The sequence below is a fragment of the Pseudidiomarina marina genome, from assembly GCF_044807045.1.
In the GTDB taxonomy this organism is placed as follows: Bacteria; Pseudomonadota; Gammaproteobacteria; order Enterobacterales; family Alteromonadaceae; genus Pseudidiomarina; species Pseudidiomarina marina.
Genome location: NZ_CP085233.1, coordinates 1,871,749 through 1,895,331, shown reverse-complemented (window position 1 = coordinate 1,895,331; position 23,583 = coordinate 1,871,749). Strand labels below are relative to the sequence as shown.

Sequence of the window (23,583 nt, the reverse complement as noted above, 5' to 3'; positions counted from 1 at the left end):
CAATATCTAATAGCTAATATCGTTTTTGCAGTAAGATGAGGAGGGCGGCGTTGCCACCGTGAGCCGCAGGCGCCTGATGAAACGCTCGCACCGCCGGATGCTGTACCAACCAATGCGGTAAATTCTCCTTTAAAATACCCTTCCCGTGACCACTCATAATGGAACAACAGTCAATATTCTGTTTTGTACAAGCATGCAGTAGCGCGGCGATTTCGCGCTTGGCCTCGGCTTGCGTCATACCGTGTAAATCAAGAAATAATTCGGGTGGATAATCGCCGCGGCGAAGCTGCTTGAGTAAGTGCGATGATTCGCCTTCTGCACAATAGCGTACGGGACCTTCGGGGAAATGCGCTCGAAAGGTATCAGAAAAGAAAAACTCCGCCTGCTGTTGGCGTTCAGGGGTATTCGAGCCTGAAGGTTTCCTGGCTCGTTTGGGGCGCGGCGCTTGCACGGTTTCGCTGCGAATGCGGCGATCGACCTTTACTTGCTCACGAAACAGTGCGAAATCGTCTGACTCTTCACTCATAACCACTCGATTTGTATCTATCAACGTACATCTTTGGATGCGAACTTAGTGCTATTAGGGTATCTTATGGCAAAGAACGGAACAACTTCGGAGAACCTACCTTGTCACAGGTAAATGTCACATTTACGCAAACCAATTTACATGATGCGCTGCGTTGGGCTGTCACCGCGATGCAGAGCGCAGATGTTTATTTTGGCCACGGCACCGATAACGCCTACAGCGAAGCGCAACTTTTGTTAGGGCATGTGACTCAGTTGAATTTTGAGCAACTCGCTATGTTCGAGCAGGCCCACTTGCAAGAACACGAACTGGATGAGTTTGTGTCGTTGGTGACGACACGTATTGAAGAGCGGAAGCCAGCGGCTTATTTAATTGGCCAAGCATGGTTTGCTGGGCTGCCATTTATTGTTGACGAGCGCGTTCTGGTACCACGTTCGCCGATTGCGGAGTTGATAGAGAAGCGTTTTACACCGTGGCTAGCGCAAGAACCGAAGCGGATTCTTGATTTATGTACAGGAAGTGGTTGTATTGCTATTGCTTGTGCCTACGCATTTGATGAGGCCGATATTGATGCGTTGGATTTATCGTTAGATGCGCTTGCTGTTGCTGAAGAGAACATCGCGATGCATGGTTTAGAAGAGCGCGTTATTCCTATTCAGTCGAATTTGTATGATGGTGTGCCGAAGCAACGTTATGATCTTATTGTGACGAATCCACCGTATGTCGATGCCGAGGATATGGCGGATCTACCAGACGAATTTAGACATGAACCAGAACTTGGTCTCGCAGCCGGTGATGATGGCTTAGATTTAGTTCGTACCATTTTACGTGAAGCACCGGAACACTTGACCGAGCACGGTATTTTGGTTTGTGAGGTAGGCAACTCATGGGTCGCTTTGGCCGAAGAGTTTCCTGAAGTTCCGTTTGATTGGGTTGAATTCGAGCGCGGTGGCGACGGTGTATTTGTGCTGACGTATGCCGACCTCGTTGCGCATCGCGAAAAATTTTAGCGCGAAACCACACGACTAGAACGTAACAACAATGACTGAGACAGAGTGATGGCAGCAAATACTTGGGGTGAATTATTTCGGGTCACAACTTTTGGCGAAAGTCACGGCGCTGCAATTGGCGCTGTTGTTGACGGCTGCCCGCCAGGCCTAGAGCTTTCTGAAGCAGATATTCAACCGTTTCTTGATCGTCGGAAACCTGGGCAAAATCGATTTACGACCGCCCGTCGTGAGGCGGATAGCGTAAAGATTCTCTCAGGCGTATTCGAAGGGAAAACGACCGGAACGCCGATTGGGCTACTCATTGAAAACACCGATCAGCGCAGTAAAGATTACGGTGATATAAAAGATAAATTCAGACCAGGCCACGCTGATTATACTTATGCCCACAAATATGGCGTGCGCGATTATCGTGGCGGTGGTCGTTCTTCGGCGCGCGAAACGGCAATGCGAGTTGCTGCTGGCGCTATTGCGCAAAAATACTTAGCCGAAAAGTTCGGTATTAAGTTTCACGCGGGCGTGGTTCAAATAGGTCCACATTGTACCGACTCTGGTCAGCCAGAATTTGCTTGGCAACATGTCGCTAGCGATCCATTATTTTGCCCAGACCGAACGATGTCAGAAGCGGCACAAGAGTACCTCAAACAGTTGTTGAAAGATGGCGATTCTGTTGGCGCGCGCGTACGTCTTGAGGTGACCGGCGTACCCGTTGGTTTAGGTGAACCGGTATTTGATCGTCTGGATGCTGATTTGGCGAAAGCGTTGATGAGTATCAATGCGGTAAAAGCAGTGAGCATCGGGGATGGATTCGCGGTTGCCGGTCAGCGCGGCAGTGAACATCGCGATGCCTTAACGCCGAAAGGTTTTGCTAGTAATCATGCTGGTGGGGTACTGGGTGGCATTAGCAGTGGTCAGCCAATTATCGCCGAAGTTGCGTTTAAACCAACGTCAAGCATCACCATTGCTGGTGAGACGATTGATATTCGCGGCGAAACAAGCTCAATTGTGACGCGTGGCCGCCATGATCCTTGTGTTGGAATCCGCGGTGTACCGGTGGTCGAAGCGATGGCTGCGTTGGTGATCATGGATCATTGGTTACGTCAGCGGGCGCAAAATGGCGACGTGCACGCCTGCGTTCCAAATATTGAATTATGACGTTGTTCTATCTAGGTGCTGTTGAGAAGTATGCCACAACATCATTATCAGCAACTCATTGAGCTGTTTGACCAGTGTTTTTATAGTGACTACAAAACCCGATTGGTCGCTGGAACCCATGAGCCCTATTATCAACCTATGCAACGCGCAGATGATTATCATCAGATAGTTTTTGCGCATGGCTTTTTTGCTTCGGCTTTACATGAAATCGCTCACTGGTGCATTGCCGGTGAACAGCGTCGGCAACTATTTGATTATGGTTATTGGTATGAACCAGATGGCCGTGATGCAAAGCAACAAGCTGAATTTGAGCAAGTGGAGCGCAAACCCCAAGCATTAGAGTGGCTGTTTTCGTTGTGCGCGGGTGTGCCATTTCAGGTCAGCGTAGATAACTTAGGCGGTATTGAGGTAGATAGAATAGCGTTTACAAAAGCTGTTCAAGAACAATTATCTCGCTATATAATTGAAGGCATTCCGCCACGAGCGGAGAAATTTGCTCGAGCTTTGGCTGAGTTTTATCAACAGCCTTGGCCCGCAACAACAATAACTAAATGGAACATAACATGAAGAATCGCCATTTTATTATGCTTTTAGTCGCGTTAGGTTTGAGTAGCTGTGCCACTATTGAAGGCATCGGCAAAGATCTTGAGAGTGCCGGCGAAGCCATTCAAGAAGGTACCCGCGATAAAGGTGAATAAGACTCCGTTGTTTCGTATTGGTCTCATTGTCAATTCATACGCAGGTTTGGGCGGCTCCGTTGCTTTAAAAGGGAGTGACGGCGCCGACACGGCGAAGCGAGCACTTGAGTTGGGCGCAACGCCGAAAGCGCCGCTACGCGTAAACCAAGCACTTCAGGTTATTCAAGCCTATTCGAATCAAGTTCAGTTTGTCACCGGTGCAAATGGCCTCGGTGAGGAGATGGTGCGTGAGCGCGGCTTTGCCTATGACGTCATATATACCCCAGAACAGTCGCTCACATCGGCGGACGATACGCGCCAGCTAGCTCAGTTATTAGCTAAGCGAGATGATATCGATTTACTTTTGTTTGCGGGCGGCGATGGCACCGCGCGCGACGTTTGCGCGGTCTATCCGGCCCACCGACCTGTGCTCGGTATTCCTGCCGGCGTGAAAATTCACTCAGGCGTTTATGCGATATCACCCACTGCTGCGGGCAAGGTGCTTGAGCAACTTATTCAAGGTCAACTGACCAGCGTGACCAATGCGGATGTAATGGATATTGATGAAGATGCGTTTCGTCAGGGGACGGTAAGAGCGCGTCGATATGGTGAAATGCTAGTTCCAGCGGAACTGCGTTATGTACAAGCAGTAAAAATGGGTGGTAAAGAAAGCGATGAACTTGTACTCGCAGACATCGCCGCCGATGTGATTGAGAGCATGGACGATGATACGCTGTATATCATGGGTTCAGGCTCAACAGTGGCGTTTATCATGGAGGAATTAAACCTGTCAAATACGCTATTAGGTGTTGATGTGGTGCTAGCAGGAAAGGTGATTGCTAGCGACGTGACAGCTTCACAGCTTGAACAACTCATCCATGAGCATCAAGGCCCTGTACGGTTGATTATTACCGTGATTGGTGGGCAAGGCCATATTTTTGGACGCGGTAATCAACAATTGAGCCCAGCAGTGATTCGCAGTATTGGTAAAGAGAACATTCAAATTGTGGCAACCAAAGCGAAGTTACAAGCGCTAGGCCAGCGTCCGCTGCTTGTAGATACTGGAGAACCTGAATTGGATGCCGAATTGTCCGGGCTCATGCGCGTGACAACCGGCTACCATGATGAAGTATTCGTGCGGATTGAAAGCGCTTAAAATTGCGATTTCGGTAAACGAACTACAATTCCATCTAACTCTTCGGTCATTTCGATTTGGCAACTGAGACGGCTGTTATCTTGCGGGTCGATCACCATGTCCAACATGTCTTCTTCCATTTCACTCGCGGGTGGAATTTTGTTAACCCAGGCTGGATCAACATAGCAGTGGCACGTTGCACATGACATGACGCCACCACACTCGCCAAGAATACCGTCGATCATGTGATCAACCGCACCTTCCATCAGGTTTTGACCAACCTCAACTTCAGCTTCAAATTCGCCGCCTTGGGCATCAATGTATATGACTCGAGGCATGACTAAAAACTCCTTGAATAATGGTTGCGAAGTGCATTGAAGGCGAACAGGTTACCACATAATAGTGCGGCAAAAGCGATGAAATTATTGTAGAATACCGCAATTTTTTAATCAGCAGAGCGAGAGTGGGGGCTTATGCAGGCTTTATTGGAGCGATTGTTTCAAATCAAAGCGCAAGGAAGTACGGTAAAACGTGAAATCGTTGCGGGTATCACGACGTTTTTAACCATGGCGTATATTATTTTCGTCAATCCCTCAATGCTTAGCGAAGCGGGGATGGACTATGGTGCTGTTTTTGTCGCCACCTGTTTAGCTGCTGCTATTGGCTGTTTGGTGATGGGCTTATGGGCGAATTATCCTGTAGCTTTGGCTCCGGGGATGGGGCTCAACGCTTTTTTCACCTATAGTGTTGTACTCGGTATGGGATACACTTGGCAGACGGCGCTCGGTGCGGTTTTCTTCTCCGGTATCTTATTCTTCTTACTCTCTGCTTTGCGTGTGCGTTCGTGGATCATTAATGCCATACCAGTAACGCTTCGACTCGCAATCGCCGCAGGTATCGGTGCTTTCTTAGCGCTTATAGGCCTAAAGAATGCCAACATTATTGTCGCGAACAATGCCACTTTAGTGTCGTTGGGAGACATGTCGCAACTGTCTGTGCTACTCGCTGGCGCGGGATTCTTTCTGATTATTGGTTTGGTTGCACGGGGTATTCAAGGTGCCGCGCTGATTAGTATACTTTTAGTGACCTTAGCCGGATTTTTGCTTGGCGATGTTCAGTATAATGGCATCGTTGCAGCGCCACCTAGCTTGGCACCAACGTTTATGCAAATGGACATTGCCGCTGCGTTCGATGTTGCCATGTTGAGCGTGATTTTTGCGTTCTTATTTGTCGATTTATTTGATACGTCGGGCACCTTAATGGCCGTCGCACAACGCGCTGGTTTAGCGAAGCCAGATGGTTCATTACCGCGTCTTGAACGCGCGTTGATGGCTGACAGTACCGCTACCATTGCAGGTGCCGCATTAGGTACGTCGACCACTACCAGTTACGTTGAATCAGCATCCGGTGTTGCGTCTGGTGGTAAGACTGGACTAACCGCAGTGGTGGTGGGGTTATTGTTCGTTTTGGCTATATTCTTCGCGCCGTTGGCGGGCATGGTTCCGGCTTATGCGACCGCCGGCGCTATTATTTACGTCTCGGTACTGATGCTGTTTACACTTCGTTCAGTGGATTGGGACGATATTACGGAAGCGGCTCCAGTCGCTGTTGTGCTATTGATGACGCCATTAACCTTCTCAATTGCTGACGGTATTGCGCTTGGATTTATTAGCTACGTTGTCGTGAAAGCGCTTGGAGGCAAAGTCCGTGAATTAAATTGGAGTGTTGCGGTATTAGCAGCGCTGTTTGTCGCTAAATTTATTTGGTTGGGGTAATCATTATGGGATGGCATTCAAATCGCGAGTTTTTCGTATCGTGGGAAGAGTTGCATCGGGCAACTAAGGAACTGGCGCGCCGCCAGTTACCAGCTGAACAATGGCGCGGCATTATTGCGGTAAGTCGTGGCGGCTTAGTGCCTGCAGCAATTGTTGCACGTGAGCTGAATGTGCGTGTTGTCGACTCAGTTTGTGTGAGTTCATACGATCACGACAGCCAACGCGACAGCGTAACCATGCTCAAAGATGTGAACGCAACCGAAGATGGCGAAGGCTTCTTGGTTATTGATGACCTCGTTGATACCGGTAATACCTTGAAGTTTTTACGCGAGCGTTTTCCAAAAGCTAAATTTATCACGGTTTATGCAAAGCCAGCAGGTATGCAATTAGTTGATGATTTTGTTGCTGACCTTGAGCAAGAAACATGGATTCACTTCCCATGGGATATGCATTTGCACTATGTGGAGCCACTAGCGGGTTCTGAGAGTTAATCGCTAAGCTCAGTCATACGACGAATAAAAAAAGCCCGAATTAAATTATTCGGGCTTTTTTATACTATTTAGGCAGTTATAGGAGTTAAAATTTGCTCTGCAAATGCTGCAGAACTGAGTCAATGGCAAGTTTTTCTTTCTCGCCACTGCGCCGCGATTTGTATTCAACCGCTTGCTCATCAAGATTACGCTCACCAATCACGATCTGATGTGGAATTCCGATAAGCTCAAGATCGGCAAACATCACGCCTGGGCGCTCTTTGCGATCATCAAACAATACATCAATACCGGCCGCCGTTAACTCGGTGTAGAGCTTCTCAGCAACTTCTTGCACTCGAGCTGACTTGTGCATATTCATCGGTACCAATGCTACTTGGAACGGTGCCAAAGCGTCAGGCCAAATGATGCCGTATTGATCGTGGTTCTGTTCAATGGCAGCAGCAACAATACGGGATACGCCGATACCGTAACAACCCATTGTTAAGGTTTCGTGTTTACCGGTTTCGGTCAATACACCAACTTTCATGGCTTCAGAATACTTCTTACCGAGTTGGAAAATATGACCTACTTCAATGCCACGTTTGATTTGCAGAGTGCCTTGACCACAGGGGCTTGGATCACCGGCCACCACATTACGCAGATCAAAGGTTTCAGGCAGGGCGACATCTCGCTCCCAATTGATATTAAAGTAGTGGAAGCCATCTTCGTTGGCACCAGCAGCGAAATCCGCCATGACTGCGACACTGCGATCAATAATCAATGGCATTGGCAAATTAACTGGGCCTAATGAGCCCGGGCCAGCGCCGATAGCCGCGCGAATTTCTTCATCCGTTGCAAATACCAGCGGGCTAGCGACCAACTGATGTTTCGCAGCTTTAATCTCGTTGAGTTCGTGATCGCCTCGAATAATCAAGGCAACCAGTTGACCTTCTTCAGCGCCGCGCACAATCAGTGTTTTGACGGTTTTTTCAACGGGCAACTTGAACTGCTCAACTAATGCAGCAATTGTTTTAGCATCGGGGGTGGCAACTTTTTCCATTGTAGCCGACGGCGCAGGGCGTTGTGTTGCAGGCGCTACAGCCTCAGCCATTTCAACGTTGGCGGCGTAGTCGGAGCTGTCTGAAAACGCAATGTCGTCTTCACCTGAGCTCGCTAACACATGAAACTCATGCGATGAGCTACCACCAATTGAGCCAGTGTCGGCAATAACCGGACGATAATCGAGACCGAGGCGCTCGAAGATGCGGCAGTAAGCTGCATGCATCACGTCATAGGTTTGCTGTAGGCTGTCTTGATCTAGATGGAATGAGTACGCATCTTTCATGATGAACTCGCGTGAGCGCATCACCCCAAAACGTGGGCGAATTTCGTCACGGAATTTGGTTTGAATTTGGAACAAGTTCAACGGCAACTGTTTGTAGCTGCTAATCTCTTTGCGTGCTAATTCACTGATGACTTCTTCATGAGTTGGGCCTAATACGAAGTCACGGTTATTTCGGTCGTGTAAACGAAGTAGCTCAGGGCCGTAGTCATTCCAACGACCTGACTCTTCCCACAAATCAGCGGGTTGAACCATTGGCATAAGAACTTCTAGAGCACCAGCGCGTTCCATCTCTTCGCGAACGACACGCTCAACTTTACGTAACACACGTAAACCTGTCGGTGTCCACGTATAGAGTCCGGCGGCAACTTTACGAATCATACCGGCGCGCAGCATCAATTGATGACTGACAACTTCTGCATCGGCAGGTGTTTCTTTTAATGTTCCTAATAAATATTGGCTGGTACGCATGTGATCCTCAAATTCCAGCAAAATTCCAATGGTGTGATTACCGTGAAATTCTATCAGTAGCGGCGCTGTGTCAAAAGCCTTTACTGATACTTATTACATGATTTTGTTGATTCAGCACGCGCCAACGAATATTCACGTTGTATAACGTCATGCCGTATTCGCGTTCATCATCGTCGTGTTGCTGATAGGCGGGGCGAGGATCTTGCGCAAGTACTTGGGTTATTAGCGCTTGTAATTCCGGATATTGCGGCATTAGATGCTGCAGTTCATATAGTGCTTGATCACTGAAGGTAGTCATCAAATTTTTTTCTGGCGCGGTTGGCGCAAAGCCGCCAGTTGCCTCTGCTATGGCATCGGCGTAGGGCACGTAAGGCTTAATATCAACCACCGGTGTGTGATTTACCCAATCAGCACCTTGCACGTCAATAATCGTCTGCTTGTTTTGATGTTCGATATTGATCATTTGAACCACCGACAAACCGATATTATTGGGACGAAACGTCGAGCGAGTTGCAAATACGCCGCGTTTTTCGTTGCCACCCAGACGTGGAGGGCGTACCAGAGGTTTCCAACCCTGAGCTGTGGTTTGGTGAAATAAAAATAAAACCCATATATGGGAGAACTCCTTCAAACCCCGAACACAATCAGGATGTCCATAATCACCTTGCAATACGATTCGAGCCTTTGCTGCAGAAACGAGTCCTGGTTGTCGCGGTACGGCAAACTTCTCGGGATAGGGGGATTCAATGAATCCTATCGGCTCAATGCTATGAGAAGTCATATTTGTATGCTTGGGCATGGTGAGTGTATCTGGTCGAATCAAATTTGTAATATTTGAGCATAATTTTGTGAATTTGACTATTTTATGATGAAAAACGAATGCTGGATAAATTTATAAGATATTGAATAATAAAGGATAAATAATTGGCATGATAATTGCTTTATAAACTTCGAGTGAATTTTCTACGTCCTATAACGACGATGACAACATGAATCATTACGGAGACAACAACAATGAACCGTCAACGCACCACTTGGAGTATTGCCTTAGGAATGATCGCAGGTATTACCGTGATCAGCTTGCCATTTACCGCAAATGCACAGCAGCATGAAAAGCACATCAATGCGGAATACAGCGTTTCCGCTGAAACAGAACTGAGCTTTGATTCTGGCGTGGGAACCATTACGTTTGAGCGCACAGAAGGCGATGTTATGGAAGTTTCTATTCGTGCCTACAAAGATGATGACACTGTATTTAACAAAGACGGTAATGTTGAAGATGCTGAACTTGTTGCCGAGCAAGCTGGAAATCAGTTAACACTGCGAGTTTCGAACCAAGATGGTATTCAATTGGATTGGGTTATTAAATTACCGCGAGTTAATCGTGTTGAAACCGATTTAGGCGTTGGTGAAATTAATGGCGATTTGTGGACCACTGATATACAAATTGATTTAGGTGTTGGTGAAGTTGATTTAGATATTTATGGCGACTATAAGACCATTAAAACAGATGTTGGTGTTGGTGACAGCACAATTAAAGGGTTAGGCAATATTGAAAATAATCGTTTTCTGATGACTGCCAATAGCCGTGCTAATTCTTCAGGTAAGCATCGAGTGAGTGTTGATACTGGTGTGGGTGATATCGATATTACTGTGCATTAATTGTATCAACAAACTCAAATAAAAAGCCCCGCTTGGCGGGGCTTTTTGTTACTTAATGAGAAAACTTTCTAACGATTTACCTGAGTCAACTGCGGCCTTTAATGCTTTTGGCATGCGACCTTGTCCGGTCCAAGTCACTCGATTACCTTCAGTGTCGGTAATTTCGTATTTAGGTGGTTTAGGAGCACGTTTTTTCGGTGTTTTTGTTGTGATTGAAGGTTCGCCAACAAGTTCAGCTAAATCAATACCAGCTTCATCGATAAAGCGTTTTACTTCTTCGATTTTTCGTTGTTTTTCAGCTTCAAGCTTTCTAAGTTCCGCTTCTTCTTCGCGACGCTCTTCGATTACTTTATTTAATTTTTCTCGTACTTCTTCTAACTCAGTGACAGATAATTCCTTTACTGCTGCCTTTAAACGTCGTCCATGGTTTAAAATTTTCAAAAACTCGCTCATATTTATTCCAATTTATTAACAATGTGTGTAATTAATTTAATACAGAGTTTATTAAGACGACAATCTTAAAAATTTGTCTTAAATATCTTACACACAAAGTTAATTCATTTAAATAAATTACATATTCGGGTAATTAGGTCCGCCAGTACCTTCTGGTGTTACCCACGTAATGTTTTGCGACGGATCTTTAATATCGCAAGTTTTACAATGAATACAGTTCTGAGCATTTATTTTAAATACAGCCTCACCATTTTCTTCCACCACTTCATAAACGCCAGCAGGGCAGTACCGTTGCGCAGGTTCGGCATATTCAGGAAGATTCACCTTCAATGGAATTGAACTGTCTTTTAACTGAAGGTGACATGGTTGATCTTCTTCATGGTTAGTATTTGATAAAAATACCGACGATAAACGGTCAAAAGTTAATTTATTATCGGGCTTTGGATATTCCAACGGTTTACATTCATTGGCTTTGCGCATTTGCCCGTGATCGGTTTTCTCATCTTTGATGGTGAACGGTAGTTTGCCGCCAAACAGATTCTGATCAATGGTGTTGTACGCTCCGCCCAAGATGGTGCCAAACTTGTGCACAGCTGGACCAAAATTACGTGAGCAATAAAGCTCTTCATAGAGCCACGATTTTTCAAAGCGTTCGGCAAAATCAGGCAGCTCAGCCGGTGTATCAGTGTTTTGTAACGCAGCAAAGATGCTTTCAGCAGCTATCATGCCAGATTTCATTGCCGTATGATTTCCTTTAATTTTGGCAAAGTTAAGCGTCCCGGCATTACACCCAACAAGCACACCTCCGGCAAACGTCATTTTCGGCAGTGCGTAGAATCCACCTTTTGTAATTGCTCGCGCGCCATAAGTTACTCGTTTGCCATCTTTTAAAGTTTTAGCAATTTCAGGATGTGTCTTGAATTTCTGGAATTCGCCAAATGGGTTTAAGTACGGGTTGCTGTAATTCAAGTCGACGATTAAACCAACGTACACTTGCCCATCTTCAGCGTGGTACAAGTAGCCACCGCCACTCGCCTCATCTGCAAGAGGCCAGCCTGTTGTATGAACCACTAAGCCGGGCTGATGCTGGTCTGCCGGGATGTCCCAGATTTCTTTGAATCCAATCGCATAGTGTTGCGGTGATTTCCCTTCGGCGAGGTTGAACTGCTGTTGTAAACGTTTACCTAGATGGCCTCGGCAGCCCTCGGCAAATACAGTGTATTTAGCGCGAAGTTCCATTCCAGGTTCAAATCCAGGTTTTTGTTCCCCTTTACTATCAAGCCCCATATCACCAGTAATGATGCCAGCAACGCGACCGTCTTCGACAATAATGTCGGCAGCCGGGAATCCGGGAAATATTTCGACACCAAGTTGTTCAGCTTGTTCTGCTAACCAACGGCAGACATTCCCCATGCTGGTGATGTAGTTGCCTTTGTTGTGGAATGTTTTAGGTACCATGAAGCCTGGCAATTTAGTCGCTTTCTCAGCGTTTTTAAACAACATGATTTCATCGCCAGTTACTTCTGTTTTGAGTGGCGCGCCACGTTCTTTCCAATCGGGAATTAATTCATTTAATGCGCGTGGTTCGAAAACCGCTCCTGATAAGATGTGGGCACCAACCTCTGAGCCTTTTTCGACTACGCAAATCATTAACTCTTGATTGCTCTCTTGCGCTTGCTGAGCAAGACGTATGGCGCAACTTAAACCGGCAGGGCCTGCACCTACGACGACGACATCAAATTCCATACTTTCGCGTTGCATAGTTTACTCCTGGTAAGGCGTGTCATTATTTGTTTGATCAGGATGTTCGAGCATACCTTGAACTTGTTCTGCAGGAACAGGGCGCGCGAGGAAGTAACCTTGCGCAGATAAACAATCACGCTGCAATAAAAAATCAATTTGTTGTTGTGTTTCTACACCGACAGCACATATGTGAATACCGCGTTCATGGGCAAATTTTATCATGGTGTCGGCAATTAACGCCTGCACTTTATTGTGCGGTATTTCTGAAAGCAATGCGTGGCTAATCTTTAATAGATAAGGCGGGCATAATTGCATCGCCTTCATTGTAATAAAGTTTAGGCCAGTGCCATCAACTGTTAGTTTAACGCCAATGGCCTTCAATTTCGCGAGTACCCCGTCTTCTTGACAAGCATGGCTACAATACAAATCTTCTCGAATTTCAATGTATAAATTCTCTGCCGGCACATTGTAGCGACGTAAGTTGGTTTGCAATAACTCTGGTAATTCAGGTAATGCTAACTGCTTGCCTGATAAATTGATGTGAATCGTTAATTGCGTATGATCGCTTGCTAGCCATTCACGATAATCATTTAACACTCGTTTTAACAAGTTGTCGGTAAGCGGCACAATTAAACCAGTGTCTTCAATGAGCGATAAGAACTCTTCCGGTAGTGCTAATTCACCATCGTCCTGACGCCAACGCATCAGTGCTTCTAGTCCAGTCACGTGTTTCGAGCGCAAATCAAAAATTGGCTGGTAGTGCACTTCAACGCGGTGCGCTTCCACAGCTTTATGCAGTTGCTCTAACAAAAATTGACGTTTAGATAGCTCCGATTGGTGCGAACGATTGTAAATATTGATGCCGTGGTAATCCGACTTTTTCGCTTGATTCAAAGCCGCGTCCGTATGACGCAATAAATTATCTGCATCAAAATCTGCATCATTTGCAAAAGCGATACCCATTGACGCTGAGGCGTACACCTCGTGGCTATTGATGTAAAACTCAGGTTTTACAATTCTAACTAATTGATCGGCTATTTCTGTTGCTTGTTGATCGGTGGTTACACCTTCTTTGACAACAAGGAATTCATCACCGCCAATACGCGCGATAAAATCAAACTTAACCGGACAGCGTTGAATGCGGTGGGCAAGGCGACGCAGTAACTCATCGCCAATTTTATGACCAAGGGCGTTATTAATTTCTTTAAAGTGATCCACGTTGAGTTGAATAGCAACTAACTGACCTTGATGAATAGCTAATTCGGGTAGGCGCTCGTGCAGGTACCGAAGCAGGGCGTTTCGATTCGGTACTTCAGTGAGTGCATCATGTTCCGAAAGGTAAGCTAATTGCTGCTCAATTTCTTCGCGTTTTTGTAATTGAAGCAACAAGTCTTCATTGTTGTTTTTGAGTTGTTCATAGCGCTGTTGCTGCAGCTTCATGCGAAACACTAGCAACATGAAGAAACCCGTTAAAAACATACCGAGTAACGGCACGATATAGGAATTTACGACGTGCATTTCCGAAAATTTTAAAGGTGTTGGCCACACTAAAAATTGCCACTGCTGGTCGGCGACCCGTATCGTGAATTCCGCATTCCATTCGTTTTTTAATTCGGTGTTACCAGCGAATGCGTAGATGGCTTCGTTATTTTGCTTAACTTCAACTTGATAGCCTTCAATAATATGATGATGTATGGTGCTTTTGAGGAGTTCCTGCACAGCAACAACCATTGCAACATAGTAACGCTGTTCAACGTTTATAATGGGTAAAAACAAGGCCAAATCATGATTATTAAGAGAGAGGTTGTGCGCCGGCATAAATACCGTGGCATCATTTGACTGCTGTAGCTTGAGTAGTTGCTCAGGATTACCTTGATAACTCTCTACAATAATTTGCTCGGAACCATTTAGTAATTCTTGATCAATAAAATTAAGTTGTTCATCAAGTACGGTAATGTGTTGTACGGATTGATAAAAAGAATTCACCGCGCGGCGAAGTTGTGGCAGTTGTTGTGCGGGTTCACTTTCACTCATCTTCAATAGTTCACCCGCAATTTCACCTGCATATAGCAAGCGAATTAAGCTTCCTCTTACGTTACTTTCTAAACTTTGTGCATCTGCTCGCATGCGTTCAGCAATGCGCTTATGGTCATATTGCTCGAGCAAAAGAGTCGCCGCAATTGTAATTGCGAGCCCAATGCCTGCGGTGATGATCAAAGAGCGCCATTGCTTCATGCTAGAGTTCCTAATTATATTTCTATTGATTTAGCTCAGCGCGGTCACGAAACTGCTCTAAGGCTTCAGGATTCGCTAATGCATCCGTGTTTTTAACCGTTTCACCGTGTACAACTTGGCGAACTGCTAGCTCAACAATCTTTCCACTAATCGTTCTTGGAATATCTGTCACTTGAGCAATGACCGCAGGAACGTGACGAGGCGTGGCATTTCGACGAATTATCTGGCGAATTTCTTGCTGCAATGCATCATCAAGCTTCAAACCTTCGCGCAAACGCACGAATAATACGACACGTTCATCGTCTTGCCAGCGTTGTCCAATGGCAATGCTCTCAAGCACACTATCAATCTTTTCAACTTGGCGATAGATTTCTGCTGTGCCGATACGCACGCCACCTGGGTTTAGCACGGCGTCGGAGCGACCATAAATAATCACCCCGTCATGATCAGTAATTTCAGCATAGTCACCATGTGCCCAGGTATTCTCAAACCGCGCAAAATAGGCTTTAAAGTAGCGCTGACCATCGTTATCGTTCCAAAACCCGATCGGCATACACGGGAAGCTGTTACAACACACAAGCTCACCTTTTTCTTGCACCACTGCTTGGCCGTTGTCATTGAATACTTGCACGTCTAAACCAAGGCCTTTGCATTGAAGTTCACCGCGATATACCGGCAATATTGGATTGCCAAGAGCAAAGCATGAAACAATGTCGGTACCACCTGAAATTGATGACAAACACAGGTTAGACTTGATGTCGCGATAAACGAAATCAAAGCTCTCCGGTGCAAGCACTGAGCCGGTTGTTAGAATGGCTCGCAATGCCTTTAAATTGTGCACAGTTGCTGGTTTATACTCAGCTTTTTCCAGCGCCGACAGATATTTTGCGCTGGTGCCGAAAACACTTATTTGTTCTTGTTCGGCAATATGCCAAAGTGCCGCCGGTTCTGGATAAAACGGTGAGCCATCAAATAGAACGAGCGTGGCGCCTTGAGCAAGGCCAGAGACCAGCCAGTTCCACATCATCCAGCCACAGGTTGTGAAGTAGAAAAACACATCGTCGCGATCAATATCAGTGTGCAATGCATGCTCTTTCATGTGCTGCAATAGTGTGCCGCCAATCCCGTGAACAATACATTTCGGTACGCCGGTCGTGCCAGAACTAAACATGATGTACAGCGGTGCATTAAACGGCATACGCACAAATTCTAATGTGCTTGCAGAACGATCTAAATAGTCGTTCCAAGCGACCGAGGTGGCGTCGTATTGATGGTTAAAACCTGCAAAATTAACAACGACCGTGGTTTCAACGGAAGTTAGCTCAGCACGAATAGCGTTCACTTTTTCGCTGATGTCGAGTTGCTTGCCGTTATAGAAATAGCCGTCGACAGTAATGAAAAGCTTTGGCTCAATTTGGCCAAACCGGTCGACCACGCCTTGTACGCCAAAGTCCGGTGAGCAACTCGACCAAATAGCGCCCAAGCTGGTGGTTGCGAGCATCGCAATAATGGTTTCAATACAGTTTGGCATCATCGCTGCAATGCGGTCGCCGGCGACAACACCCTGTTGCTTAAATGCTGCGGCTAAAGCCGCGACTTCATGGCGCAATTCGGCGTAAGTTAACTGTTGCCGAGCGCCGTTTTCGCCACGAAAAACTAAAGCAATGTGATCATCTTGATAGCGTAATAGATTTTCTGCAAAGTTTAGTCGCGCGTCAGGAAACCATTTTGCTCCAGGAATTTTAGTGCCATCGACAAGCGTGCGCTCACCGGCATCGCCGATGACATCAAAGTAATCCCAAACGTCGCGCCAGAACGCTTCGTGGTTTTGAACTGACCAATCATGTAGTTCGCTATATGTCGTTAAGTCGGCGCCGTGTTTGCGATTCACATTTTGCATGAAATCCGTCATGCGTGCGGCTGTTATTTGGCTTGAATCAGGTTGCCACATGATTTTCGTTGTCATTTTGTGTGTTCCTGTTTAGCTAGTTCTGCTAGTGCAACATTTGAGCGCGGGCCATGATTTAAGTGTTGGCAAATTGTCGCGCCAGCATGCACCAGCTGGTTAAGATCAATACCGGTTTCAATACCCATACCGTGCAACATGTAAACCACATCTTCGGTGGCAACGTTGCCGCTTGCGCCTTTGGCATATGGACAACCGCCAAGCCCAGCTACCGCGCTATCGATAGTTGCAACGCCCATGGGTAAGCAGCTAGAAATATTGGCAAGCGCTTGGCCGTAAGTATTATGGAAGTGTAATGCGAGTTGTTGCATCGGCACTTTGTCTGCTACGGCGCTTAACATACGCTGCGCATGGAGTGGGGTACCGACACCGATGGTATCGCCTAGCGAAATTTCGTAACAGCCCATTTGCCAAAGTTTTTCGGCAACATAGGCGACGTCACTAAGACTAACTTCACCTTGATACGGGCAACCAAGAACACAGCTCACGTAACCGCGCACTTTCATATTTTGCGCTTGAGCTGCTTCGATAACCGGAGCAAATCGGTCAAAACTCTCAGCGATGCTACAATTGATATTCTTCTGGCTAAAAGCTTCTGACGCGGCGCCAAAAATTGCGACTTCATCGGCACCAGCAGCAACAGCCGCTTCAAAGCCTTTCAAATTGGGCGTTAAAGCGGCATAGGTACGACCGTCGAGGCGCTCGATACCGGCAAATACAGCGGCGCTGTCGGCCATCTGCGGCACCCATTTAGGGCTGACAAATGCACCGGTCTCGATATAGGACAATCCAGCTCGGGCCAACGCATTCACGAGTTCAATTTTCGCCTCAACGGGCACAGCCTGCTCGTTTTGCAGCCCATCGCGTGGGCCTACTTCAACAATTCTCACCTGTTGCGGCAAACTCATGGGGTATCCTTATTCATCATTCAAACTAATCAATTCGGCGCCATCACTGACAAGATCGCCAGCCTGATAATACACTTGGGCAACTTCGCCATCGCGTGGCGCACGAATCGTATATTCCATCTTCATCGCTTCCATAATTACGAGTGCTTGGTCTGCAGTCACTGTATCGCCAGCTTTAACCATCACTTGAACAACCGTACCGTTCATAGGAGCAGTGAGGCTACCAGCTGCCTTTTCTTGTTCAAGCGTATCAGTAACGTTATGACGATTGAACCGCAAACTGGCATGTTCAGTCATCACCACAATGTCGTGATCTGCACGCAAAATATGCGCTTGGAAGCGGTGGCCATTCTTGCTAAAGAACCATTGTTCGCCAATACGATCAGCTTGCCACGCATCGTTGTGGTCAATTTGATACCAAGCTTGGTCTCGTTCAACCAATTGGATATCATGCAGCGTTTCACCATATTGCAGACTGAGTGCAAATTGACGGGGTTGGTTTAAACGAAAACTATGTTGTGTAAACCATGGGTTTTGGTTATCAACTGATTTTTCAGCAAAACGCTCAGCTAAAGTTGCCATCACCGCATAGTCGTTTACTAAATGGCTGGTGTCTGGGAATAGATCCGCTTCATACTTTTCAATAAAGCGTGTGGTTAATTCAGCTTGGCCAAATTTCTTGTGGCCCGCAATACGACGTAGGAAGTCGATATTAGTGCGCACACCAGCAACGCGGTAATCGTTTAGCGCCTGAATCAATCGACGCAAAGCAACGGTGCGATTTTCGCCCCAAACAATGAGTTTGGCGATCATGGGATCATAATATGAGCTCACCTCATCACCAGCGACAACGCCGCTATCGACACGCACATAGTCGCTGCTTGTTGGTGGTTGCAGCACATGTAACGTTCCGGTGCTTGGCAAAAACTCGTGCTCAGGGTCTTCGGCATAAATTCGCGCTTCAAATGAATGGCCGTTTACTTCAATCTGATCTTGAGCAAGTGGTAGGGGCTCGCCACTAGCCACCATCAGCTGCCATGCGACTAAGTCCTGGCCCGTAACCATTTCCGTGACCGGATGTTCAACTTGCAAACGGGTATTCATTTCCATGAAATAAAATTTATTGTCAGTGTCGAGCAAAAACTCAACTGTTCCCGCTCCCACATAATCAATGGCTTGTGCAGCACGCACAGCAGCTTCACCCATCGCTTGACGGGTGTTGGTACTCATGGACGGAGCTGGGGCTTCTTCAATGACTTTTTGATGGCGTCGTTGCACTGAGCAATCACGTTCCGCGAGATAGACCGCATTGCCGTGCTCATCACAGAACACTTGAATTTCGACATGGCGCGGGTTGCCGATGAATTTTTCTACGAGCATTTTGTCGTTGCCAAATGAAGCTTGTGCTTCGCGTTTGGCTGAGCTTAAGGCTTCATCAAACTGTTTCGCGTTTTCGACCACGCGCATGCCTTTACCGCCACCACCGTAGGCTGCTTTGAGTAGCACAGGGTAACCAATTTTTTCGGCTTCGGTGCGCAGTTTATCAGCGCTTTGCTCGCTACCGTGATAGCCCGGTACCAGTGGTACGCCAGCTTCGCTCATAATTGCCTTGGCAGCACTCTTCGAACCCATTGCAGCAATGGCGCTGGTTGGTGGCCCGACAAAGATAATGTTGTTGCTAGCACACGCGTCGGCAAAATCTTCGTTTTCTGACAAAAAGCCATAGCCTGGGTGAATGGCGTCGGCGCCGGTTTGCTTCGCGGCGGCAATAATTTTGTCGATGACGAGGTAACTCTCCGCACTGGGTGCCGCACCAATATGAATACTTTCATCGGCTAACTGCACGTGTTGGGAGTGACGATCTGCATCTGAGTAAACTGCTACGGTACGAATACCCAGTTCTCGAGCCGTTTTAATAATGCGGCAAGCAATTTCGCCGCGGTTAGCAATTAGCAATTTTTGCAACATTGCTGTTCCTTAATTATTGAGTGGTTTTCCAGTTCGGCGCGCGTTTTTCTAAAAATGCACTGAGGCCCTCTTGACCTTCTGCCGAAACCCGAATTTCTGCGATACGTTCAATCGTCACGCGTCGTGTATTTGCGTTGAGCGGTTGCTGATCGATATCTAATGCAAGCTGCTTGGCCGCGGTAACGGCTGCAGGACTGTTGGCCACCAAACTATCGATTAATGGACGCACCGCGGTTTGTAGATCGTCAACGACCTCGTGTACTAATCCAATTTGGTGGGCAACATCGGCACTAAAGCGCTCGGCGGTAACCATATAGCGACGTGCTTGACGGGTGCCGATGGCGCGCATTACATACGGACTAATCACAGCTGGAATGAGGCCGATTTTTACTTCGCTCAAACAGAAGCTGCTTGCTGGCGTCGCGAGTGTTATATCACAACATGCCGCTAACCCGACTGCGCCACCAAATGCTGCGCCTTGTACTAAGGCGATGGTTGGTTTTGGTAGCTCGTCGAGCTCTTGCATGAGACGCGATAGTTCACCCGCGTCGGCAATATTCTCATCGTAATTTTTTGCAGCCATAGAGCGCATCCAGCCCAAATCAGCGCCTGCTGAGAAGTTCTTGCCATTCGATTGCAAAACGAGAACGCGAACATTGTCATTTGCGCGCACGCTTCCTAGCGCATGCAAGAGTTCAGCGATCATGCCGTCATCGAATGCATTGTGAACCTCTGGCCGATTTAACGTCAGATAAGCCACATGACCATTGACTGTCAGATCAATTGCTTGGTAAGCCATATCGCCTCCTTACATCCGGAATACGCCGAACTTGGTGTCGGCAATTGGTGCATTGTTGGCAGCGGCTAAGCTAAGCCCCAAAACGGTACGCGTTTGTGCTGGGTCAATAATGCCATCATCCCATAACCGTGCTGAAGCGTAGTAGGGGTGACCTTGCTTTTCATAGGTATCGATAATTGGCTGTTTAAGCTTTTGTTCGTCTTCGGCGCTCATTGTTTCGCCTTTGCGCGCCAGATTATCTTTAGTCACTTGCGCCATGACACCGGCAGCTTGTTCGCCGCCCATTACCGAGATACGTGCATTTGGCCACATGAACATCAAGGTTGGATCATAGGCACGGCCACACATACCGTAGTTACCAGCACCATAGCTACCGCCAATTAAAACAGTGAATTTAGGTACTTGGGCACAACTTACTGCGGTAACCATTTTGGCGCCGTGTTTTGCGATACCTTCAGCTTCGTATTTTTTACCAACCATGAAGCCAGTAATATTCTGTAAAAACACTAATGGAATTTTGCGTTGTGCGCATAACTCAATGAAGTGCGCACCTTTTTGTGCCGATTCTGAGAAAAGAATGCCGTTGTTGGCGACAATACCGACTGGGTAGCCGTGAATGCGAGCAAAACCGGTAACCAACGTGTTACCGTAATTTTGTTTAAACTCATCAAAATCGGAGTCATCAACAATACGTGCAATGACTTCACGCACGTCGTATGGTTTACGCAAGTCGGTACCAACGATGCCATATAACTCTTTCGCATCGAAGCGAGGCTCTTTTACTGCGCTCGGCTGAACTGGTTGTGCGCCACGATAATTTAAGCGCGCGACTGAGCGACGGGCGAGAGCCAAGGCATGTTCATCATTCATCGCAAAATGGTCAGCTACGCCAGATATGCGAGTATGAACATCGGCGCCACCGAGCTCCTCTGCGCTTACTTCTTCACCTGTGGCCGCTTTAACTAACGGTGGTCCGGCTAAGAAAATTGTGCCTTGTTCCTTGACGATGATACTTTCATCGGCCATCGCTGGCACGTACGCGCCACCCGCAGTACATAGGCCCATTACCACAGCAATCTGTGGAATTCCTTTTGCCGACATGTTGGCTTGATTGAAGAAGATACGGCCGAAGTGATCACGATCTGGGAATACTTCGTCTTGGCGCGGCAAGTTAGCGCCGCCTGAATCCACTAAATAGATACAGGGTAGGTGACAGCGCTCGGCAATTTCTTGTGCGCGAAGATGCTTTTTCACTGTTAACGGATAATAGGTGCCGCCTTTGACCGTTGCATCGTTGGCGACAATCATACATTGCACACCTTCAACACGACCAATTCCGGCCACCACTCCCGCAGCTGGAACGTAATCTTCGTAGCAATCCCATGCTGCAAATTGGCCAATCTCAAGAAATGGCGAACCGCTATCAAGTAATTTTTCGATCCGTTGGCGGGCTAGTAATTTACCGCGAGAAAGATGACGCTCTTGGTACTTTGGGCCGCCGCCTTGCTTAATTTGTTCGGCTTTGGCAAACAAATCATCAACCACTTCTTGCATGGCTTGTTGATTGGCCAAAAATGTTTCGTCTTTTGGGTTCACTGTGCTGGTTAATACCGTCACGATTGCGACTCCTGATAATTAGTTGCGCAAAATTAAGCTGACTCGCTGAATAGCTCGCGGCCTATCAACATACGGCGAATTTCTGAGGTGCCGGCGCCAATTTCATATAATTTTGCGTCGCGCAATAGGCGTCCGGTCGGATACTCGTTAATGTAACCGTTTCCGCCCAGTAATTGAATGGCATCAAGGGCTAATTGTGTCGCTAATTCAGCAGCATACAAAATGGCTCCCGCGGCATCTTTGCGCGTGGTTTCGCCGCGATCACATGATTGAGCTACGGCATACACATAAGCACGAGCTGCGTTTGTGCGGGTGTACATATCTGCTACTTTACCTTGTACTAACTGGAATTCGCCGATGGCTTTTCCGAATTGCTTGCGGTCGTGAACGTATGGAATCACCACATCAAGACAAGCTTGCATGATGCCGCATGGACCTGCTGCAAGCACAGCGCGCTCATAATCAAGACCGCTCATCAATACTTCAACGCCACAATCGACTTCGCCTAGAACGTTTTCAGCAGGAACCTTACAGTTGTCAAATACCAATTCGCAGGTATTCGAACCACGCATGCCTAATTTATCGAGTTTCTGTGCGGTGCTAAAACCAGCGAAATCTTTTTCAATTATAAAGGCAGTAATGCCGCGCGAGTTTTTATCTGGTGAGGTTTTTGCGTAAACCACAAGTACGTCTGCATCAGGACCATTTGTAATCCACATTTTATTGCCGTTTAGCACGTAGTGGTCGCCTTGCAATTCAGCACGTAACTTCATGCTCACGACGTCAGAGCCGGCATTCGGCTCGCTCATCGCCAGCGCACCAACATGCTCGCCACTACATAATTTGGGCAAATACTGTTCTTTTTGTGCCGGAGTGCCGTTGCGTGCAATTTGGTTCACACATAGGTTTGAATGTGCGCCATAACTTAAACCAACGGAAGCCGACGCGCGGCTAATTTCTTCCATTGCCACAACGTGTTCGAGATAACCAAGACCCGATCCACCGAACTCTTCAGGAACGGTCATGCCAAGTAAGCCGAGATCACCCATTTTGCGCCACAAATCAGCAGGAAACTCATTTTTTTCATCAATTTCCGCAGCGCGTGGTGCAATTTCATCACGCGCAAAGGCATTCACGGTTTCACGGATCATATCCGCGGTTTCGCCGAGGCCGAAATTAAAGGTGGTATACTGACTAATCATAACTGCTCCTGAGTTTCTGCTGTAGAACTCGTTGCGGACTGATTTGCTTCAATTTCGGCAAGTTCATCGCGACAACGATCTTCTAAGTTCGTAAGTTCTACTAAAAGAACCTTAATATCTTCAAGTTGCTGTTTGAGTGACATCTTCTTGTCATCAATCAACGCTAAAACGGTATGTAGCTGGCGTGCGCTGCTATTTTCCATGTCATACAAGTCAAACAAATTCTTGGTTTCTGCCAACGAGAACCCAAGCCGTTTACCCCTTAGAATAAGCTTCAAACGCACTCTGTCTTTATTCGTATAAAGTCGCGTTTGGCCTTGCCGTTTAGGCGAGAGCAGGCCTTGGTCTTCATAGAACCGAATGCTACGAGTGGTGATGTCGAATTCACGGGCTAATTCGCCGATGCTGTAGATGGTTGTTGCGTTCATTTTTGCTTGCTTGTCATGGTTGAGGGCGTTAAGCTTAAAACAAG

The 23,583-nt window shown here is 47.1% G+C and carries 22 protein-coding genes; 8 read left to right on the top strand and 14 right to left on the bottom strand.

The window, feature by feature from the left end; translation table 11 throughout:
* Positions 1-13 precede the first annotated feature (13 nt).
* Positions 14-526, bottom strand: a complete 513-nt coding sequence (gene smrB, locus LG272_RS08965) for an endonuclease SmrB (protein ID WP_404408057.1) — start codon at positions 524-526, stop codon at positions 14-16.
* Between the two features lie 101 nt (positions 527-627).
* Here smrB and prmB point away from each other — a divergent pair, with 101 nt between their 5' ends.
* From prmB to LG272_RS08940, 5 genes are read left to right on the top strand one after another with little or no spacing between them, the layout of a single operon-like run.
* Positions 628-1,536, top strand: coding sequence for a 50S ribosomal protein L3 N(5)-glutamine methyltransferase (gene prmB / locus LG272_RS08960; protein ID WP_404408055.1), 909 nt, complete (start codon positions 628-630; stop codon positions 1,534-1,536).
* Positions 1,537-1,584: 48 nt separating this feature from the next.
* Complete coding sequence (gene aroC / locus LG272_RS08955) at positions 1,585-2,688, top strand: chorismate synthase (RefSeq protein ID WP_404408053.1); 1,104 nt, start codon at positions 1,585-1,587, stop codon at positions 2,686-2,688.
* 30 nt (positions 2,689-2,718) lie between these two features.
* Positions 2,719-3,255, top strand: coding sequence for an elongation factor P hydroxylase (locus tag LG272_RS08950; protein ID WP_404408051.1), 537 nt, complete (start codon positions 2,719-2,721; stop codon positions 3,253-3,255).
* Complete coding sequence (locus LG272_RS08945; RefSeq protein ID WP_156265926.1) at positions 3,252-3,386, top strand: entericidin A/B family lipoprotein; 135 nt, start codon at positions 3,252-3,254, stop codon at positions 3,384-3,386. The genes LG272_RS08950 and LG272_RS08945 overlap by 4 nt, the downstream gene beginning before the upstream one ends.
* Positions 3,379-4,521: an ATP-NAD kinase family protein gene (locus tag LG272_RS08940; protein ID WP_404408049.1), complete on the top strand. Its 1,143-nt coding sequence runs from the start codon at positions 3,379-3,381 to the stop codon at positions 4,519-4,521. Before LG272_RS08945 ends, LG272_RS08940 begins: the two co-directional genes overlap by 8 nt.
* Here LG272_RS08940 and LG272_RS08935 read toward each other — a convergent pair.
* The gene (locus tag LG272_RS08935) at positions 4,518-4,838 is read right to left on the bottom strand and encodes a 2Fe-2S iron-sulfur cluster-binding protein (RefSeq protein ID WP_126758996.1); all 321 of its coding nucleotides are present in this window, start codon (positions 4,836-4,838) and stop codon (positions 4,518-4,520) included. The two genes, LG272_RS08940 and LG272_RS08935, sit on opposite strands and share 4 nt — an antisense overlap.
* Before the next feature lie 135 nt (positions 4,839-4,973).
* On the opposite strand from LG272_RS08935, the gene LG272_RS08930 reads away from it, so the two are divergent.
* The gene (locus LG272_RS08930) at positions 4,974-6,275 is read left to right on the top strand and encodes an NCS2 family permease (RefSeq protein ID WP_126758995.1); all 1,302 of its coding nucleotides are present in this window, start codon (positions 4,974-4,976) and stop codon (positions 6,273-6,275) included.
* A gap of 5 nt (positions 6,276-6,280) precedes the next feature.
* Positions 6,281-6,766, top strand: a complete 486-nt coding sequence (gpt, locus tag LG272_RS08925) for a xanthine phosphoribosyltransferase (RefSeq protein WP_126758994.1) — start codon at positions 6,281-6,283, stop codon at positions 6,764-6,766.
* Between the two features lie 85 nt (positions 6,767-6,851).
* Here the strand turns inward: gpt and LG272_RS08920 are convergent, their stop codons facing one another.
* Both LG272_RS08920 and tsaA read right to left on the bottom strand, forming a co-directional pair.
* Positions 6,852-8,558: a proline--tRNA ligase gene (locus LG272_RS08920; protein WP_404408046.1), complete on the bottom strand. Its 1,707-nt coding sequence runs from the start codon at positions 8,556-8,558 to the stop codon at positions 6,852-6,854.
* A 70-nt stretch (positions 8,559-8,628) separates the two neighbouring features.
* On the bottom strand, positions 8,629-9,339 hold the full coding sequence (tsaA, locus tag LG272_RS08915) for a tRNA (N6-threonylcarbamoyladenosine(37)-N6)-methyltransferase TrmO (RefSeq protein WP_126758992.1): 711 nt from the start codon (positions 9,337-9,339) through the stop codon (positions 8,629-8,631).
* A gap of 233 nt (positions 9,340-9,572) precedes the next feature.
* Between tsaA and LG272_RS08910 the strand changes: the two genes are divergently transcribed.
* Positions 9,573-10,220: a hypothetical protein gene (locus tag LG272_RS08910; protein ID WP_126758991.1), complete on the top strand. Its 648-nt coding sequence runs from the start codon at positions 9,573-9,575 to the stop codon at positions 10,218-10,220.
* A 48-nt stretch (positions 10,221-10,268) separates the two neighbouring features.
* Here LG272_RS08910 and LG272_RS08905 read toward each other — a convergent pair whose 3' ends face one another.
* The 10 genes from LG272_RS08905 to LG272_RS08860 all read right to left on the bottom strand — a co-directional run bounded on the left by LG272_RS08905 (position 10,269) and on the right by LG272_RS08860 (position 23,539).
* On the bottom strand, positions 10,269-10,673 hold the full coding sequence (locus LG272_RS08905) for an H-NS family nucleoid-associated regulatory protein (RefSeq protein WP_126758990.1): 405 nt from the start codon (positions 10,671-10,673) through the stop codon (positions 10,269-10,271).
* Between the two features lie 117 nt (positions 10,674-10,790).
* Positions 10,791-12,434, bottom strand: a complete 1,644-nt coding sequence (locus tag LG272_RS08900; protein ID WP_404408043.1) for an electron transfer flavoprotein-ubiquinone oxidoreductase — start codon at positions 12,432-12,434, stop codon at positions 10,791-10,793.
* A gap of 3 nt (positions 12,435-12,437) precedes the next feature.
* Complete coding sequence (locus LG272_RS08895) at positions 12,438-14,651, bottom strand: putative bifunctional diguanylate cyclase/phosphodiesterase (protein ID WP_404408041.1); 2,214 nt, start codon at positions 14,649-14,651, stop codon at positions 12,438-12,440.
* Between the two features lie 22 nt (positions 14,652-14,673).
* The gene (locus LG272_RS08890) at positions 14,674-16,617 is read right to left on the bottom strand and encodes an acetoacetate--CoA ligase (RefSeq protein ID WP_404408039.1); all 1,944 of its coding nucleotides are present in this window, start codon (positions 16,615-16,617) and stop codon (positions 14,674-14,676) included.
* Positions 16,614-17,525: a hydroxymethylglutaryl-CoA lyase gene (locus LG272_RS08885; protein ID WP_404408037.1), complete on the bottom strand. Its 912-nt coding sequence runs from the start codon at positions 17,523-17,525 to the stop codon at positions 16,614-16,616. Before LG272_RS08885 ends, LG272_RS08890 begins: the two co-directional genes overlap by 4 nt.
* A gap of 9 nt (positions 17,526-17,534) precedes the next feature.
* Positions 17,535-19,493 (bottom strand): acetyl/propionyl/methylcrotonyl-CoA carboxylase subunit alpha, encoded by a 1,959-nt coding sequence (locus tag LG272_RS08880; RefSeq protein ID WP_404408035.1) that lies wholly within the window; start codon positions 19,491-19,493, stop codon positions 17,535-17,537.
* Between the two features lie 13 nt (positions 19,494-19,506).
* Entirely contained in the window at positions 19,507-20,292 is a 786-nt protein-coding gene (locus LG272_RS08875) for an enoyl-CoA hydratase-related protein (RefSeq protein WP_126758984.1), read from the bottom strand.
* 9 nt (positions 20,293-20,301) lie between these two features.
* Positions 20,302-21,909, bottom strand: coding sequence for a carboxyl transferase domain-containing protein (locus LG272_RS08870; RefSeq protein WP_126758983.1), 1,608 nt, complete (start codon positions 21,907-21,909; stop codon positions 20,302-20,304).
* Between the two features lie 32 nt (positions 21,910-21,941).
* Positions 21,942-23,111, bottom strand: coding sequence for an isovaleryl-CoA dehydrogenase (locus LG272_RS08865; protein ID WP_404408033.1), 1,170 nt, complete (start codon positions 23,109-23,111; stop codon positions 21,942-21,944).
* The gene (locus LG272_RS08860) at positions 23,108-23,539 is read right to left on the bottom strand and encodes a MerR family DNA-binding transcriptional regulator (RefSeq protein ID WP_126758981.1); all 432 of its coding nucleotides are present in this window, start codon (positions 23,537-23,539) and stop codon (positions 23,108-23,110) included. Before LG272_RS08860 ends, LG272_RS08865 begins: the two co-directional genes overlap by 4 nt.
* Positions 23,540-23,583 lie beyond the last annotated feature (44 nt).